Consider the following 14534-nt stretch of genomic DNA (forward strand, 5'->3'; position numbering starts at 1 on the left):
CGCGGTTCCTTGCGCAGGCTCCGGTCGCGCTGCCGGCGGCTCCTTGTGCAGGCTCCGGTCGCACTGCCGCGGCGCTTTGCGGAAATTTTGTGCCCTGACTTTGGCTTCGGTTCCTTGCGCGAGTTCCGTCCGCGCTGCCGAGATTTCACGGTAATACATCAAGTATTACTGCAAAACTGCGCCTCGTCAGTCCGCAAAATTTACTCACAAATCGCTTTTGTTCAATTATGCGGTATTGCCATAGTTTCTCAGAATTGGGAGGGAGGAGTGCCCTTATGGGCGGTTATGCGCTGTTGATCTGCCGCAGTCAGACCGAGGCCATCGGCCTGCGGCGGCATTTGGCGCGGTTGGGTGTACCGGGAGAGGTCGCGCGCCCGCCGCGTCACGAACGAACCGAATCCTGCGGATGGGCGGTGCGCGTGAGCGCGCAGCAGGCGGACTGGGCTGTGCATCGGCTGCGGCAGCTTGGTGCGCCGCTGTGCCGCGTGCTGCGGGAGGACTGACATGATCTATCTGGATAATGCTGCCACCACCTTGTATAAGCCGCGGGCGGTCGAGCAGGCGGTTCGCCGTGCGATGTACGGCGCGGCAGGCTACGCGCGAGGCGGCTACGCGGCAGCCAATCGAGCGGGAGAGTTGGTGTACGCCTGCCGGGAGCAGGCAGCGGCGCTGTTCGGCGTGGGCGAGCCGGAGCGAGTCATTTTCACGCTGAACGCCACGCATGCACTGAATATTGCGATAAATGCGCTCGTAAAACCGGATTCCCGCGTCATTGTGAGCGGTTACGAGCACAATGCGGTCATGCGGCCGCTGACGGCTCGAAATATCGAGCCGACCGTGTTGGATACGCCGCTGTGGGACGGCGCGGCTATGGTTTCTGCGCTGAAACAGGCGCTGGAACACGGTGCCAACCTGATGATACTGAGCCACGTTTCCAACGTGTTCGGCAGCATTGCGCCGCTGGACGAAATCGCGGAATTGCTGACGGCGGCAGGCGTGCCGCTCATCTTGGATGCGTCGCAGTCGGCGGGCGTGGCAGAGATTGACGTAAAGCGCTATCCGTGTCTTGCGGCGGTGTGCATGCCCGGACACAAGGCGCTGTACGGACCGATGGGCACGGGCATTCTGCTGGCGCTCGACGACCGGATTGCTGCGAAGCCGCTGCTGACCGGAGGAACGGGCAGTCTGTCCGAGAAGCTGCGCCAGCCGGATTTTCTGCCGGATGCGCTCGAGAGCGGCACGCCGAATGTGCCCGGCATCGCGGGACTCGCGGCGGGCATCGCCTTTGTCCGGGCGGTCACGCCGGCGCACATTGCCGGGCAGGAGAGACGGCTGGTGCATGAGCTGGCCCGTGCGCTCTCCCGCGAAAGCAAAATCGAGTGCTTTGCCGGAAAGGAGCAGACCGGCGTGCTGTCCTTCCGCGTTCCCGGCACGCCGAGTGAGGTGCTTGCGGATATGCTCTCGGACGAGGGGGTGTGCACCCGGGCGGGGCTACACTGTGCGCCGCTCGCGCACCGGACGGCGGGCACGGAGGACACCGGAACCGTGCGGCTGTCCCTGTCGTTCTACTCGACGGCGCGGCAGCTGGAGCAGGCCGCAGACAAAGTTTGCAGATTGGTAAAAAAACTGTGAACACGCTATACAGAAAGCCGGATTTGTGGTAGTATAAGTAAGGTAAAACATGGTGTTTGCGTGCAATCTGCTGCGTGCATCCGCAAATGCCCGCGAATATGAGGAACAAGTTAGGATAGGTGACAAAATGGGAGCGCTGCAAAATGTATTCTCACCGAATTTATCATGGCGGACCATGATAAGTTCGTTTTTCAGTGCGTTTGATCAATTCCGCACAATGACGCCGATCGACGTGGTGGATATCCTCGTCGTGGCGTATATCATTTACCGTGTTATGAAGCTGCTGAAGGATACCAGCGCCGCACGACTGGCCAAGGGTATTCTTATTCTGGTGCTTATCATGCTGTTCGCCAGCTTCCTGCGTCTGACCATGATCTCGTGGCTGCTGCGCAACGCGCTCAGCGTCGGCGTATTCGCCGTTGTGGTCATTTTTCAGCCGGAGCTGCGCCGCCTGCTCGAGCAGATCGGTAAGGGCAACCTCAGCCGCATGCTGATTCCGGATACCGACCCGAATGTGGTGGAGAGCATGATCGTTGCAACAGTTTCCGCGTGCGCGGATATGTCCAGGACCAAGACCGGCGCGCTCATCGTGTTCGAGCGCAAGGAGCGTCTCGGCGAGATCATCGCCACCGGCACGAGAGTGGACGCAGCACCGTCTGCCGAGCTCATCAAGAACATTTTCTTCAAGAACAGCCCGCTGCATGACGGCGCCATGATCGTCCGTGCCGGACGGGTGTGCGCTGCAGGCTGCGTGCTGCCGCTTTCCGGCAATCAGGGTCTGTCGCGCGACCTCGGCACACGCCACCGCGCGGCTGTCGGCATGAGCGAGACCGCGGACAGCGTGCTCGTCGTTGTCTCCGAGGAGACCGGCGCGATCTCTGTCGCCATCGGCGGCATGCTTAAGCGCCATCTGTCGCCCGAGATTCTGCAGAAGATGCTCGAGAGCGAGCTGCTCGGCGATGAACTCAGGAACAGGAACGAAAAAAGCCGTATTGCCGCCATCCGCGACAAGTGGAAGGGAGGTGCCGGCAAGTGAAGAAGAATTTTATCAAAAAGCAAGATTTTCTGCTGAAGCTCCTGTCGCTGGCACTGTCTATCGTTCTGTGGGCAGTTGTTATGGATATTGACAATCCTGAGCGCAACATGCGCTTTGACGATGTGCCGGTGCGCGTCATCGGTGCGTCCCAACTGAAAGCATCGACCGGTCTGGAACTCATCGAGGGCGAGAACACAACGGTCACCGTCAGCCTGCGCGGTCAGAGCAAGAGCGTCGGCGAGGTCCGCGCCAGCCAGATCACCGCAACGGTGGATATCTCGGGTCTGACCGAGGCGAATGAATACGATCTTCCGGTCACCGTGTCGGTCAGCAAGTCCGGCGTGGAGACTAACTATGTCAATCCCGGCAAGGTGCACGTCCGCGTGGACCGCGTGGAGAGCAAGGATGTTCCGATCGAGGTCAATGTGACCGGCACACCGGACGACGGCTATCGCGCAGGCAAGCCGACCACGGCAACCAAGAAGGTCACCGTTTCCGGTCCGGCAACCGATCTGGCGCAGGTGTCCAAGGCGGTTGCATCCGTGGATGTTACCGGCCGCAATTCCTCGCTGGCCGACTACGAATGCAAGGTAACCCTGTATGATCAGGACGGTGCGGCGTTCACCTCGAACTATATCACCAGCCAGACCGAAAAGATCAAGGTTTCGGTTCCGATCTACCGCGTCAACAACATTCCGCTGACCGTTACCCTCAAGGACGGCGGCAGCCTGACGCAGAATCAGGTACAGTGCGTCATCGACCCGGAGAACGTAGAGGTTATCGCGAGCAATCAGGCGGTGCTGAGCGACATCAAGGAGATCAACCTCGGTGAGATCGACCTCGGCAGCGTCCACACGGGCACGCCGATCTCCATGTCCATCAAGGATAAGCTGCCGAGCGGCGTTTCGCTCGTCAGCGGTCAGCCGGAAACGGCAAACGTCACAATCTCGGTGGACGGTGTTGCGACCCGCAAGGTTCAGGTCTCCAAGTTCGCGTGGAACGACACCGCGCAGGAGAATACGCCGTACACGGTCAACATCCTCACCAAGTCGGTCGAGATGGAGCTGCGCGGCAGTGAAAGCCAGCTGAAGAAGGTCGATGTGAATAACCTGTCCATCGGTCTGACCTACGATTCGGTATCGCTCGGCGTCGGCAGGCACACGGTCAAGGGCGTGGCTACGACCGTCGGTCTGCCGAGCGGCGTAACGCTCGTCGAGGAGGATATCGAGGTCGAGATTGAGATCACCGACCCGCATGTGTCGGATGAGACGATCACCTCGGATAAGACAGACAGCACAGACGATACGGACAGCACGGTCGCAGAGCCGACCGCGCACCGTACAAGGAAGGGCGGTGGCAGCCAGTGAGCCTGATGGTAACCGGCATCCGTCTGCCGTTTGATCTGCCGGAGCAGGCCGCCATTGCGGAGGCACGCCGGCTGACCGGTCTGACGGCAAACGACATACAAGCGGCGGTCTGCCGCGTCAGCATTGACGCGCGGCGCGGACAGATCAGCCGGGTATATTCGGTGCGTCTGGACGCGCCGTTCGACGAAAAGGCATTTGCGGAAAAACTGCAAATGCCCTTCGTGCGTTATAAACCCAATACGAAAATCGTCATTCCGCACGGCGAAAAGCGGCTCGAGCACCGTCCGGTGGTAGTCGGTCTCGGCCCTGCGGGACTGTTCGCCGCCTATGTGCTGGCAAAGCACGGCTACCGTCCGCTCGTGCTCGAGCGAGGCGGAGATCTGAACGAGCGCGACAAGGTTGTGGATGCGTTCTGGAAGGGCGGTGCGCTCGATACCGACTGCAATATCCAGTTCGGTGAGGGCGGCGCCGGCGCCTACTCGGACGGCAAGCTGACCACGCGCATTGGTGATCCGCTGTGCGACAATGTGCTGGAAATACTTGCCGCGCACGGTGCTCCGGCGGATATCGTCAAAAAGGCGAAGCCGCACGTCGGCACGGATATCCTCAAGAATGTAGTTCGTGAAATGCGCCGCGAGATCATCAAAAACGGCGGTGAAGTGCGCTTCCGCACGCCGCTGACCGGCGTTTCGGTCAAAAACGGTGCGCTCTGCGCCGTCGAGGCGGACGGGCAGGACATCGCCTGCGAGCGGGCGGTGCTGGCCATCGGTCACTCGGCGCGCGACACCTTTGCCGCGCTGCACGGAAACGGCGTGTACTTTGAGCCGAAGGCGTTCTCTGTGGGTGTGCGCATCGAGCACCTGCAGACCGAGATCGACCGCGCTCTGTACGGAAAGGCGGCGGGACATCCCATGCTGCCGCCTGCGGAGTACAATCTCTCGCGCAGAGCCGACGGACGCGCGTGCTATTCCTTCTGCATGTGCCCGGGCGGCGTGGTCGTTGCGGCACAGAGCGAGGAGAACACGGTCGTCACCAACGGCATGAGCTATCATGCGCGCGACGGCAAAAACGCCAACGCGGCGCTTGCCGTGTCGGTTGACCCGAAGGACTACGACGACGGAACACCGTTCGGCGGCGTGGCGCTGCAGCGCCGGATCGAGCACGCGGCGTACACGCAGACCGGCTCGTACCGCGCGCCGTGCCAGAAGGTCGGGGATTTTCTGAACGGCAAGCCGACCCGAAAACTCGGTGCGGTCAAGCCCAGCTATCCTATCGGCGTGGAGCTGGGAGAGGCGGCAGCCTGCCTGCCTGACTTCGCGCAGACCATGCTGCGGGACAGCCTGCCGTATTTCGGCCGGAAAATTCGCGGCTACGACACAGCGGACGCGCTGCTGACCGGTCCGGAAACGCGGACCTCGTCTCCGGTGCGCATGACGCGCGGCGAGGACCTGTTCGGACTCGGCTGCAGCGGCATCATTCCGTGCGGCGAAGGCGCCGGATACGCCGGAGGCATTATGTCTGCCGCCGTGGACGGAATCAGAGCGGCATTTCGGATTATGGAAGAGTTTGCAGATTGAGAATGGAAAATGGAGAATGAATGTGCTTTGGACATGACCATAATTTTCAATTCTCCATTCTCAATTTCCCATTACTGCAACTGGTTTTGAATAATAGAGAGGAAGATTTCAACGTGACCCAACAGGGAACCATCAAAAAGCTGCTGCCGAACGGTCTGGCAGAGGTCGAGGTAACGCGCCGCTCGGCGTGCGGCCACGACTGTGCCAAGTGCGGCGGCTGCGGCGGTCTGGAAACCCAGACGCTTTACGTTACCGCACGCAATCACGCGCATGCGTCCGTCGGCGACCGCGTGCTGCTCGAGGGCGAGACCAGGCAGGTGCTCGGCTTTGCCGTGCTCGTGTATCTGCTGCCGCTCGTGCTGTTTTTTGTCGGCTACGGCGTCGGCGCAGGAATGAAACTTGGCGGCGGACTGTCCGCGCTCATCGGCGGCGTGCTGTTCGTCGGCGGCATTCTGGCGGCGATGTGGTACAGCCATAAGCTGAAGCTCAGAAATGAAGCGCCGTTTGCCATCACCGAGCGGCTTTGATGCGGAATAGAGTCGGCGAAACCGTGGTTTCACGACAGGCAGTTTTAATTTTTTATGAATTTTCGCCAATTTTCTGTGTTCGCCCTTGTCAGATACGCAAAAGTTCGGTAAAATAGATTGAATACGAAAGTCCGTGCACACCGCACGGCGGGAAAGGGCTATGCGATGTTTGGCTTTATCCGTCCGGTGAAGGTCGAGCTGCGGGTGAAGGAGGCTGACCGTTTTCAGCAGGTTTACTGCGGCTTATGCCACGCGATCCGCGCAGAATACGGCAGATTTTACACCTTGTTTTTAAGCTACGATATGACGTTTTTTGCACTTGTTGCAGGAAGTGAGGAGCGGAGACTGCTCCGCCGTGCAGAAAACGATGCGACGCTTCTCCGTTTCGGCGGAAAAGCTGTGCCGAGACAGACGATGCACTTCGTCTGGCGGCGGACGCGAGCATCCTGCTGACCTATCACAAGTTTCAGGATGACCTGGCGGACGAAAAGGGCGCGAAACGCGCGCTTGCGGCGCTGCTGTGCCGCCTCGGCCGCCGCGGCTACGAGAAGGCGCGCGCACGCATGCCCGAAGCGGATGAGGACATCCGGCAGGCGCTCGAGGATCTGCGCCGTCTGGAGGCGGAACGCTGCCCGTCCATGGACCGTGCGGCGGATACGTCCTCGCGCATGACAGCTGCCGTTGTGCCGCGCACCGGAGACACCCGCGAGCGTATTCTGCACCAGATGTTCTATCAGATCGGCAGGTGGATCTACCTTGTCGATGCGGTGCAGGACATCCAAAAGGATATGGAAGAGAACAGCTACAATCCGGTCGTTCTGCGGTATGAACTGCAAACGCCGGACATCTCTGCGGTCAGGGAACCGCTCGAGCGCACGCTCGAACGCTCACTGGCGGATATCTGCATGGCATTTGACCTGCTGAGTCCCCGGAGAGATGCGGACCTGATCCGCAATATCATTTTTCTTGGTATGCCGACCGTTACCCGACAGGTACTGAACGGCACCTACCAGACGAACGAAGGAAGGGGAAAACATGGATCCCTATAAAGTGCTCGGTGTAACACCGCAAACGAGTGATGATGACGTCAAGCGCGCGTACCGTGAGCTGGCGCGCAAGTATCATCCGGATAACTATGTAAACAATCCGCTGGCAGATTTGGCCGAAACCCGCATGAAGGAGATCAACGAAGCGTACGACATGATCATGAACGAACGCAGGAATCCGGCGGGAGGCAGCAGCGGACAGCAGCAGAGCTATGGCGGCGCATACAACGGACAGCAGTACGGCGGCTATCAGCAGCGCACCTACACCGGTGCGAATGCCGCGCTGTACAGTCAGGTGCGGCAGGCCATCAATCAGGGCAACCTCGGCATGGCAGAGGCGCTGCTGCAGAGAGCCGCAGGACGGGATGCGGAGTGGTTCTATCTGACCGGCACGGTATACTACCGCAAGGGCTGGTACGATGAGGCCGCCCGCGCGTACACGCAGGCGTGTCAGATGGACCCGAACAACGCGGAGTATCAGCACGCGCTGCAGAATCTCCATCTGTCCGGCGGCTACGGCGGCTACCGGCCGATGCAGGAGACAAGCATGTGCGACTGCTGTGTGCAGACGCTCATCTGCAACTGCTGCCTGAACATGTGCTGCGGCGGAGGCGGCTGCTGATATGAGCACGCGCGAGATCGCCCGCGGCGGACTTCTGGCAGCGGCGGCCACGGCGTGGCTGTATTTCGGCGGTGTGATGCCGCAGATCGGACCGGCGGCCTGCCTGATAGCAGGTGTGGCCTCGGCGATACCGCTGCTGCGCCGCGCGAACGTAAAAACGGCTGTGCTGCTGTACCTCGTCACCTCGGTGCTGGGACTGCTGCTGACACCGCGCAAGCTGATCGTGGCGGCCTATGTGCTGCTGTTCGGCCTGTACCCGATCGTAAAATATCTGATCGAGTGCCGTCTGCCGGTTTTCACGCAGCTGAGCGGCAAGCTGGCGTATTTTAACGTGGTGCTGGTGCTCGCAGCCGTTCTGGTAAGCTGCGGTCTGTTTCCGCAGGTGCAGATGCCGGGTATTTTCCGGCTTGCCGGACTGTGGATCGCGGCAAATATCGGCTTTATTGTATATGATATCGGGCTGTCAAAGGTGATCGCGCTGCTGCGCCGCACCCTGCCGCCCGAATAAGAAGGGAAAGAGATATCTATGAAGAGTATGACCGGCTACGGACGTGCCAAGCAGGAGCTGCACGGCAGAACCATCACAGCAGAGCTGCGTGCGGTCAACCACCGCTATCTGGACTGCACGGTAAAGGCTCCGCGTCAGTACGGCTTTCTGGATGATGCCGTAAAAAAGGCCGCTGCGGCGCGTATTGCACGCGGCAAGGTTGAGGTTTACATCGGCGTGGAGACGCAGGAGGGCGGCGACATTGCGGTTACGGTGAACAATGCGGTCGCGGAGCACTATCTGGCGGCGCTGCATGAGCTGGCCGACAAGTACGGTCTGCGCGATGACGTGAGCGTGATGAGTCTGGCGAAGCTGCCGGATGTGCTCGGCTCCGAGCGCATCGAGCAGGACGCGGACGAGATGACCCGCGATGTGCTGTCCGTATTTGGCGAAGCCTGCGACAATTTCGACGAAATGCGTACCCGCGAGGGTGCTAAACTGGCTGAGGATGTGCGAAACCGCGCGTCCGAGATCGAGCGCATGGTCGGTGAGGTGGAGGTCCGCTCGCCGGAGCGCGTGCGCGAGTACCGCGAGAAGCTGCTCGCCCGCATGAAGGAGGTGCTGGCGGATACGTCCATCGACGAGACCCGCATCGTCACCGAGGCGGCCATCTACGCGGACAAGACTGCTGTGGACGAGGAAACCGTGCGTCTGCGCAGCCATCTGCAGCAGCTGGACGGCATGCTGAATGAGGTCAAGCCGGTCGGCCGCAAGCTGGATTTTCTCGTGCAGGAAATGAACCGCGAGACCAATACCATCGGCTCCAAGGCAAACGATGTGTCCATGGCGCAGGTCGTGGTCAATATCAAGAGTGAAATTGAGAAGATCCGCGAACAGATTCAGAATATCGAGTAATTTACAGTATATCGAGGAGTGAGGTCAGCGATGAAGCTCATCAATATCGGATTTGGCAATATGGTCGCTTCGTCGCGGCTGATCGCCATTGTCAGCCCGGAATCCGCGCCGGTCAAGCGTACCGTGCAGGAGGCCCGCGACCGCGGCATGGTCGTGGACGGCACCTACGGCAGACGCACCCGCGCCGTGCTCATCATGGACAGCGACCATGTGGTGCTCAGCGCCCTGCAGCCGGAGACCGTTGCGGCTCGTTTTGCGGGCGAGACCGAGGAAGGAGAACCAGAAGATGCGTAAGGGAACGTTGTATGTATTCACCGGACCGTCCGGTGCAGGCAAGGGCACCGTGCTGTCCAGGCTGCTGAGCGAGGACGAGAAGCTGTTCTTCTCGATCTCTGCGACGACCCGTGCGCCGCGTCCGGGCGAAAAGGACGGCGTACAGTATTATTTCCTCACGAAAGAGGACTTTGAGGCGAAGATCGCCGCTAATGCGTTCCTCGAGCACGCGAAGTACGTTGATAACTACTACGGCACGCTGGAGGCTCCGGTGAACGAAAAGCTGGAGGAAGGCTGCGATGTTATCCTCGAGATCGAGGTGCAGGGCGCGATGCAGGTGCATGAAAAGCGTCCGGATGCCGTGATGGTGTTCATTGCGCCGCCGTCGTTCGAGGAACTTGCGAACCGTCTGCGCGGACGCGGCACCGAGGACGAAGCCAAGGTGCAGAAGCGTCTGGAAACGGCGAAGGGCGAACTCGCGCAGCAGGATAAATTCGATTACGTCGTCGTAAACGACACGGTGGAGCGTGCAGTAAACGAACTGCATGAAATCCTTAACAAGCGTCGATAAGCGACAGTATATAAACAGAAACTTTCATAAAATAAAACTATATCTGGTAAATAAGGAGAACTGATTACTATGCTGAACCCTTCTATGCAGGAACTGATGAAACGAGTAGGCAACCGCTATCTGCTGGTAAACCTGGCAGCACAGCGTGCCCGCGATATTGCCGATGAGTCGGAGGAAAAGGGCGAGCCGCTGCCGGACAAGGCTGTTAAGCTGGCGCTCGATGAGATCGCAGCCGGCAAGATCGTTTACCGTCCGGGTCCGCGTGTAGAGACTGCTATTCCGCAGAACAATGCCATTGCAGCCGCTATGGTTGATGTGGACGATACCCTTGATCTGGATGAGGACGAGGAGCACTCCGACTCCGAGGATGACGAGGACAAGGATGAGAACGCGGACGAGGTGCGCCGCCTGAACGAGTTTGACGACGGCTCTCTGAGCGACGGCGACATTCCGGAGGAGGACCTCTAAGCCATGCGTTTTGCAGGGAAAACGGTCGTTCTGTGCGTGACGGGCGGCATTGCGGCCTATAAAGCTGCCGATCTCACCAGCAAGCTGCACCAGAACGGCGCGACTGTCCATGTGCTGATGACCGAGTCCGCGACTCAGTTTATCGCGCCGATGACGTTTGAAACACTGTCCGGCAACCGCGCGGTCGTGGATACGTTCGACCGCAGCTTTCCGTGGGAGGTGGAGCACATTTCGCTCGCGAAGGCGGCTGACGTGTTCGTGATCGCACCGGCGACCGCCAACGTCATCGCCAAGGCGGCGCACGGTATCGCGGACGACATGGTGACGACCACGCTGCTTGCCACCAAGGCGCCGGTCGTTGTCGCTCCCGCGATGAACACCGGCATGTATGATAATCCGGTAACGCAGGAGAATCTGGCTGCGCTGAGAAAGCGCGGCTTCCACATCATCGAGCCGGACGCAGGTCATCTTGCCTGCGGCGACAGCGGACGCGGCAAGCTGCCGGACACGCCGACGCTCCTCTGGGGCATTGAAAAGGCGCTGACCGAGCAGGATCTGGCAGGCAGGCACGTTCTTGTCACCGCCGGTCCGACACAGGAGGCCATGGACCCGGTTCGGTTCCTGTCCAATCACTCCACCGGCAAAATGGGCTATGCGATCGCGGCCCGCGCGGCCATGCGCGGCGCGGACGCAACGCTTGTTTCCGGACCGACGGCGCTCGATACGCCGCACGGCGTCACGCGTGTGGATATTGTTTCCGCGCGGGATATGTACGACGCGGTGACGAGCCGCGCACCCGAGCAGGATTTTATCATCAAGGCTGCCGCCGTCGGTGATTACCGTCCGGCGCAGACTGCGGATGAAAAGCTCAAAAAGGGTGACGGCGAGATGAATATCGAACTGACCCGCAATCCGGATATTCTCGCCGCACTCGGCAAGGATAAAAAGCCGGGACAGCTGCTGTGCGGCTTTGCGATGGAAACGCAGAACCTTCTCGATAACGCCGAGAGCAAGCTGCGCCGCAAGAACTGCGATATGCTTGTAGCGAATTCGCTGCGCGATAAGGGTGCGGGCTTCGGCACGGATACCAATGTGGCTACCTTGCTGTTCAAGGACGGACACAGAGAGACCCCGCCGATGATGAGCAAAGAGGCGCTTGCCGACCTGATTCTTGACCGACTGCTCTCTATGAAATAATTAGTAGTTAGTAATTAGAAATTAGTAATTTTGCGAAGGCAGATGTTTTCGCAATTATCGTAGGGTGCGACGACCTCGGCGCACCGTATCTAACGATTGGCACAATCTTCACCGTAGGGGCGGTCATTGGCCGCCCACGTCCATTTAACGATAATGTGGGAGGTCACTGACCTCCCCTACGGGCTACATAATGCCAATGAATTTACATGCGGTGCGCCGAGTCGTACCCCAGGGCACCTTCTCTTGCGGCGTTGCCGCAATTCACCTTGTCGCACCCTACAGTATAACGAAATCCACATCGTAAAATTGATAAGAAAGATGAGAAAGGTTGTGATTCTATGGCGGAAAAAATCTGTGCGGCCGCCGTGGATGCGGCAACCTATGCCATCGACAAGCTATATTCTTACCGTGTGCCGGACGAGCTGCGGGAACAGGTGCAGATCGGCACCCGCGTTCTCGTGCCGTTCGGCTTTGGCAATAAACGGGCGGAAGCGGTGGTGCTCGCCTTCCGCGAGGATGCGGGCGAGTTCAAACTCAAGCCCATCGTGGAGGTGCTGGACGAAACGCCGATTCTGACCGCTGAGCAGCTGAGACTTGCGGCGTGGATGCGGGAGAGATTGTACTGCACCTACTTCGACTGCGTACACGCCATGCTGCCCGCCGGATTGTGGTTCAAGCGCAACGAGACGTACACGCTCGCGCCGGACGCGGATTTGGCGGCTCTGCGGGAGCGGGACGGCGAAGACGGTCAGGTGCTGGCGCTGTTTGAGCAGCCGGGACAGACGCTCTCGGTGAGTGAGATACGCGATCGGCTCGGCAAAGGCGCGGGACAGACGCTGGACGCGCTGGCAGGCGAGGGGATCCTCATCTACCACAGCAATACGGCGCAGAAAACCGGCGATAAGACCGAAAAAATGCTCCGTCTGGACATGGAAGCAAGTGAAGCCATGTCGCACATCAGCCGCCGCAGTCCGGCGCGGATGGACGTGGTGTCGCTGCTGTCGGACGGCGGCGCGATGAGCCAGAAGGAAATCGTCTACATGACCGGCGTGAGCGACGCCGCGCTGCGCGACATGACGAAAAAGGGCATCCTCCGCGCGGAATACGAGGAAGTGCTGCGCGCACCGGACTTTTCCGAGGTGCCGCGCGCCGCGGCTCCGGTGCTTTCGGCGGCGCAGCAGCAGGCGTATGACGGCATGGCGGCGCTGATGGACGAAAACGCGCCTCGTGCGGCGCTTTTGTTCGGCGTGACCGGCAGCGGCAAGACGCAGGTATACCTGCAGCTGATCGCGCACGCGCTTGAGCAGGGAAAGAGCGCCATTGTGCTCGTGCCCGAAATTGGACTGACACCGCAGCTTCTGCGGCAGTTTGCCGCCCGATTTGGCGAAGAAGTCGCGGTTCTGCACTCGGCGCTGTCCGCCGGTGAGCGGTACGACAGCTTCAAGAAGATAAAAACCGGCAGAGCAAGGGTGGTTATCGGCACACGCTCGGCGGTGTTCGCGCCCGCGAAGAATCTCGGCGTTATCATCATCGACGAGGAGCAGGACGCGGCGTACCGCTCGGAGCAGTCGCCGCGCTACCATGCGCGGGATGTGGCAAAGTACCGCGCGGCACAGACGGACGCGCTGCTCGTGCTCGGCTCGGCAACGCCGTCGGTCGAGACGTATTACGGCGCAAAACAGGGAAAATACCCGGTTTTCACGCTCACCGAGCGGTTTCTCGGTGCCGGACTGCCCGAGGTCATCATCTCGGACATGCGCGGACTGGCCCGCGAGGGACGGAGCGGCATCATCGGCCCGGATCTGGAACGCGAACTGATCAGCACGCTCGAAAAGGGCAAGCAGGCCATCCTGTTCCTCAACCGGCGCGGAAACAGCCGCGTGATCGGCTGCGGCGTGTGCGGCTGGGTGCCCGAGTGCCCGTCCTGTTCGACCACCATGACCTACCATTCGGTGTCCGGCCGCGCGATGTGCCACTACTGCGGCGCTTCCATCAAGATAACCGGCAAGTGCCCGGCCTGCGGCAGCACGAGCCTGTTCACCGAAACGCCCGGCACGCAGAAGCTGGAGGAGGAGCTGCACGAGCGGTTTCCGTCCGCACGGGTGCTCCGCATGGACGCGGACACCATGACCGCCAAGGGCGCACACGAACGCCTGCTGAATCAATTCGGCAAAGGCGAAGCCGATATCCTTATCGGCACCCAGATGGTGACCAAGGGACTGGATTTTGAGAACGTCACGCTGGTCGGTGTGCTGGACGCGGATCAGAGCCTGTACGCGCAGGACTACCGCGCACATGAGCGCACGTTTTCGCTCATCACGCAGGTGGTCGGCCGCGCCGGACGGCGATTTGACACCGGACGCGCCGTGATCCAGACGTACAGTCCGCTGCATCCGGTCATCCTGACCGCCGCGCGGCAGGACTACGAGGCGTTCTACGAGAGCGAAATGCAGACGCGCGAGGCGCTTCGGTGCCCGCCCGTGTGCGATATCACCATGATAACCGCCGTCGGCGAACTGGAGCAGCAGGTGCTCAGCAGTCTGCTCGCGCTCAAAACGCGCCTGCAGAGCCTGATGGAAGGGCAGTTTGCCGATGTGAAAGCGCCCGTGCTCGGCCCCGCCGCGGCGCAGATGGTCAAGGTGATGGGACGGTATCGCTACCACCTCACCATCCGCGCGAAGGACTGTGCAAGATGGCGCAGGCTCATCTCGGGCGTGCTGCGGGAGTTTATGCAGGACGGTAAAAACCGGGGCGTTACTGTGTTCGCGGATTCCAATAATGAAATGTAGCAGTACTTGAGACCCCGGCAAAGAAGG

Annotated in this window: 15 protein-coding genes and 1 pseudogene; all 16 read left to right on the forward strand. The window is 60.3% G+C overall.

Annotated features, from left to right (window positions below; genetic code table 11):
- Positions 1-254 precede the first annotated feature (254 nt).
- The 16 genes and pseudogenes from DXB00_RS13635 (at position 255) to priA (ending at position 14507) form a co-directional block, all read left to right on the forward strand.
- Positions 255-503 carry a putative Se/S carrier-like protein gene (locus DXB00_RS13635; RefSeq protein WP_158581326.1) on the forward strand — a complete coding sequence of 83 codons (249 nt, stop codon included), beginning with the start codon at positions 255-257 and terminating at the stop codon, positions 501-503.
- 1 nt (position 504) lies between these two features.
- Positions 505-1632, forward strand: coding sequence for an aminotransferase class V-fold PLP-dependent enzyme (locus DXB00_RS13640; protein WP_119215048.1), 1128 nt, complete (start codon positions 505-507; stop codon positions 1630-1632).
- 127 nt (positions 1633-1759) lie between these two features.
- Positions 1760-2668, forward strand: coding sequence for a diadenylate cyclase CdaA (cdaA, locus tag DXB00_RS13645; protein WP_243024021.1), 909 nt, complete (start codon positions 1760-1762; stop codon positions 2666-2668).
- Positions 2665-4035 (forward strand): CdaR family protein, encoded by a 1371-nt coding sequence (locus DXB00_RS13650; protein WP_117751688.1) that lies wholly within the window; start codon positions 2665-2667, stop codon positions 4033-4035. The genes cdaA and DXB00_RS13650 overlap by 4 nt, the downstream gene beginning before the upstream one ends.
- A gap of 5 nt (positions 4036-4040) precedes the next feature.
- Entirely contained in the window at positions 4041-5612 is a 1572-nt protein-coding gene (locus DXB00_RS13655; protein WP_242994885.1) for an NAD(P)/FAD-dependent oxidoreductase, read from the forward strand.
- A 113-nt stretch (positions 5613-5725) separates the two neighbouring features.
- Positions 5726-6139, forward strand: coding sequence for a SoxR reducing system RseC family protein (locus DXB00_RS13660; protein WP_158578381.1), 414 nt, complete (start codon positions 5726-5728; stop codon positions 6137-6139).
- Between the two features lie 165 nt (positions 6140-6304).
- On the forward strand, positions 6305-6592 hold the full coding sequence (locus tag DXB00_RS17800) for a DUF5685 family protein (protein WP_119215049.1): 288 nt from the start codon (positions 6305-6307) through the stop codon (positions 6590-6592).
- Positions 6559-7188, forward strand: a pseudogene (locus DXB00_RS17470) (DUF5685 family protein); the annotation flags it as partial. The gene DXB00_RS17800 and the pseudogene DXB00_RS17470, both read left to right, overlap by 34 nt.
- Positions 7175-7807: a J domain-containing protein gene (locus tag DXB00_RS13675; protein ID WP_110435122.1), complete on the forward strand. Its 633-nt coding sequence runs from the start codon at positions 7175-7177 to the stop codon at positions 7805-7807. The pseudogene DXB00_RS17470 and the gene DXB00_RS13675, both read left to right, overlap by 14 nt.
- A 1-nt stretch (position 7808) precedes the next feature.
- Complete coding sequence (locus DXB00_RS13680) at positions 7809-8315, forward strand: hypothetical protein (protein ID WP_118730259.1); 507 nt, start codon at positions 7809-7811, stop codon at positions 8313-8315.
- An 18-nt stretch (positions 8316-8333) separates the two neighbouring features.
- Positions 8334-9209 carry a YicC/YloC family endoribonuclease gene (locus DXB00_RS13685; protein WP_118730260.1) on the forward strand — a complete coding sequence of 292 codons (876 nt, stop codon included), beginning with the start codon at positions 8334-8336 and terminating at the stop codon, positions 9207-9209.
- A gap of 30 nt (positions 9210-9239) precedes the next feature.
- Positions 9240-9503 carry a DUF370 domain-containing protein gene (locus tag DXB00_RS13690; protein ID WP_110435119.1) on the forward strand — a complete coding sequence of 88 codons (264 nt, stop codon included), beginning with the start codon at positions 9240-9242 and terminating at the stop codon, positions 9501-9503.
- Positions 9496-10053, forward strand: coding sequence for a guanylate kinase (gene gmk, locus DXB00_RS13695; protein ID WP_118478414.1), 558 nt, complete (start codon positions 9496-9498; stop codon positions 10051-10053). The genes DXB00_RS13690 and gmk overlap by 8 nt, the downstream gene beginning before the upstream one ends.
- Before the next feature lie 69 nt (positions 10054-10122).
- Positions 10123-10521, forward strand: coding sequence for a DNA-directed RNA polymerase subunit omega (gene rpoZ, locus DXB00_RS13700; RefSeq protein ID WP_118730261.1), 399 nt, complete (start codon positions 10123-10125; stop codon positions 10519-10521).
- A 3-nt stretch (positions 10522-10524) separates the two neighbouring features.
- Entirely contained in the window at positions 10525-11718 is a 1194-nt protein-coding gene (gene coaBC / locus DXB00_RS13705; protein ID WP_117751696.1) for a bifunctional phosphopantothenoylcysteine decarboxylase/phosphopantothenate--cysteine ligase CoaBC, read from the forward strand.
- 338 nt (positions 11719-12056) lie between these two features.
- Entirely contained in the window at positions 12057-14507 is a 2451-nt protein-coding gene (gene priA, locus DXB00_RS13710) for a replication restart helicase PriA (protein WP_118730262.1), read from the forward strand.
- Positions 14508-14534 lie beyond the last annotated feature (27 nt).

The sequence above is a fragment of the Butyricicoccus sp. OF10-2 genome (genome assembly GCF_003481925.1).
Taxonomy (GTDB): domain Bacteria; phylum Bacillota; class Clostridia; order Oscillospirales; family Butyricicoccaceae; genus Agathobaculum; species Agathobaculum butyriciproducens.

Coding starts and splice junctions, on each gene's coding strand:
- DXB00_RS13640 (WP_119215048.1), top strand. CDS start 505: ATGATCTATCTGGATAATGCTGCCACCACCTTGTATAAGCCGCGGGCG.
- cdaA (WP_243024021.1), top strand. CDS start 1,760: ATGGGAGCGCTGCAAAATGTATTCTCACCGAATTTATCATGGCGGACC.
- DXB00_RS13655 (WP_242994885.1), top strand. CDS start 4,041: ATGGTAACCGGCATCCGTCTGCCGTTTGATCTGCCGGAGCAGGCCGCC.
- DXB00_RS17800 (WP_119215049.1), top strand. CDS start 6,305: ATGTTTGGCTTTATCCGTCCGGTGAAGGTCGAGCTGCGGGTGAAGGAG.
- DXB00_RS13675 (WP_110435122.1), top strand. CDS start 7,175: ATGGATCCCTATAAAGTGCTCGGTGTAACACCGCAAACGAGTGATGAT.
- DXB00_RS13680 (WP_118730259.1), top strand. CDS start 7,809: ATGAGCACGCGCGAGATCGCCCGCGGCGGACTTCTGGCAGCGGCGGCC.
- DXB00_RS13685 (WP_118730260.1), top strand. CDS start 8,334: ATGAAGAGTATGACCGGCTACGGACGTGCCAAGCAGGAGCTGCACGGC.
- DXB00_RS13690 (WP_110435119.1), top strand. CDS start 9,240: ATGAAGCTCATCAATATCGGATTTGGCAATATGGTCGCTTCGTCGCGG.
- gmk (WP_118478414.1), top strand. CDS start 9,496: ATGCGTAAGGGAACGTTGTATGTATTCACCGGACCGTCCGGTGCAGGC.
- rpoZ (WP_118730261.1), top strand. CDS start 10,123: ATGCTGAACCCTTCTATGCAGGAACTGATGAAACGAGTAGGCAACCGC.
- coaBC (WP_117751696.1), top strand. CDS start 10,525: ATGCGTTTTGCAGGGAAAACGGTCGTTCTGTGCGTGACGGGCGGCATT.
- priA (WP_118730262.1), top strand. CDS start 12,057: ATGGCGGAAAAAATCTGTGCGGCCGCCGTGGATGCGGCAACCTATGCC.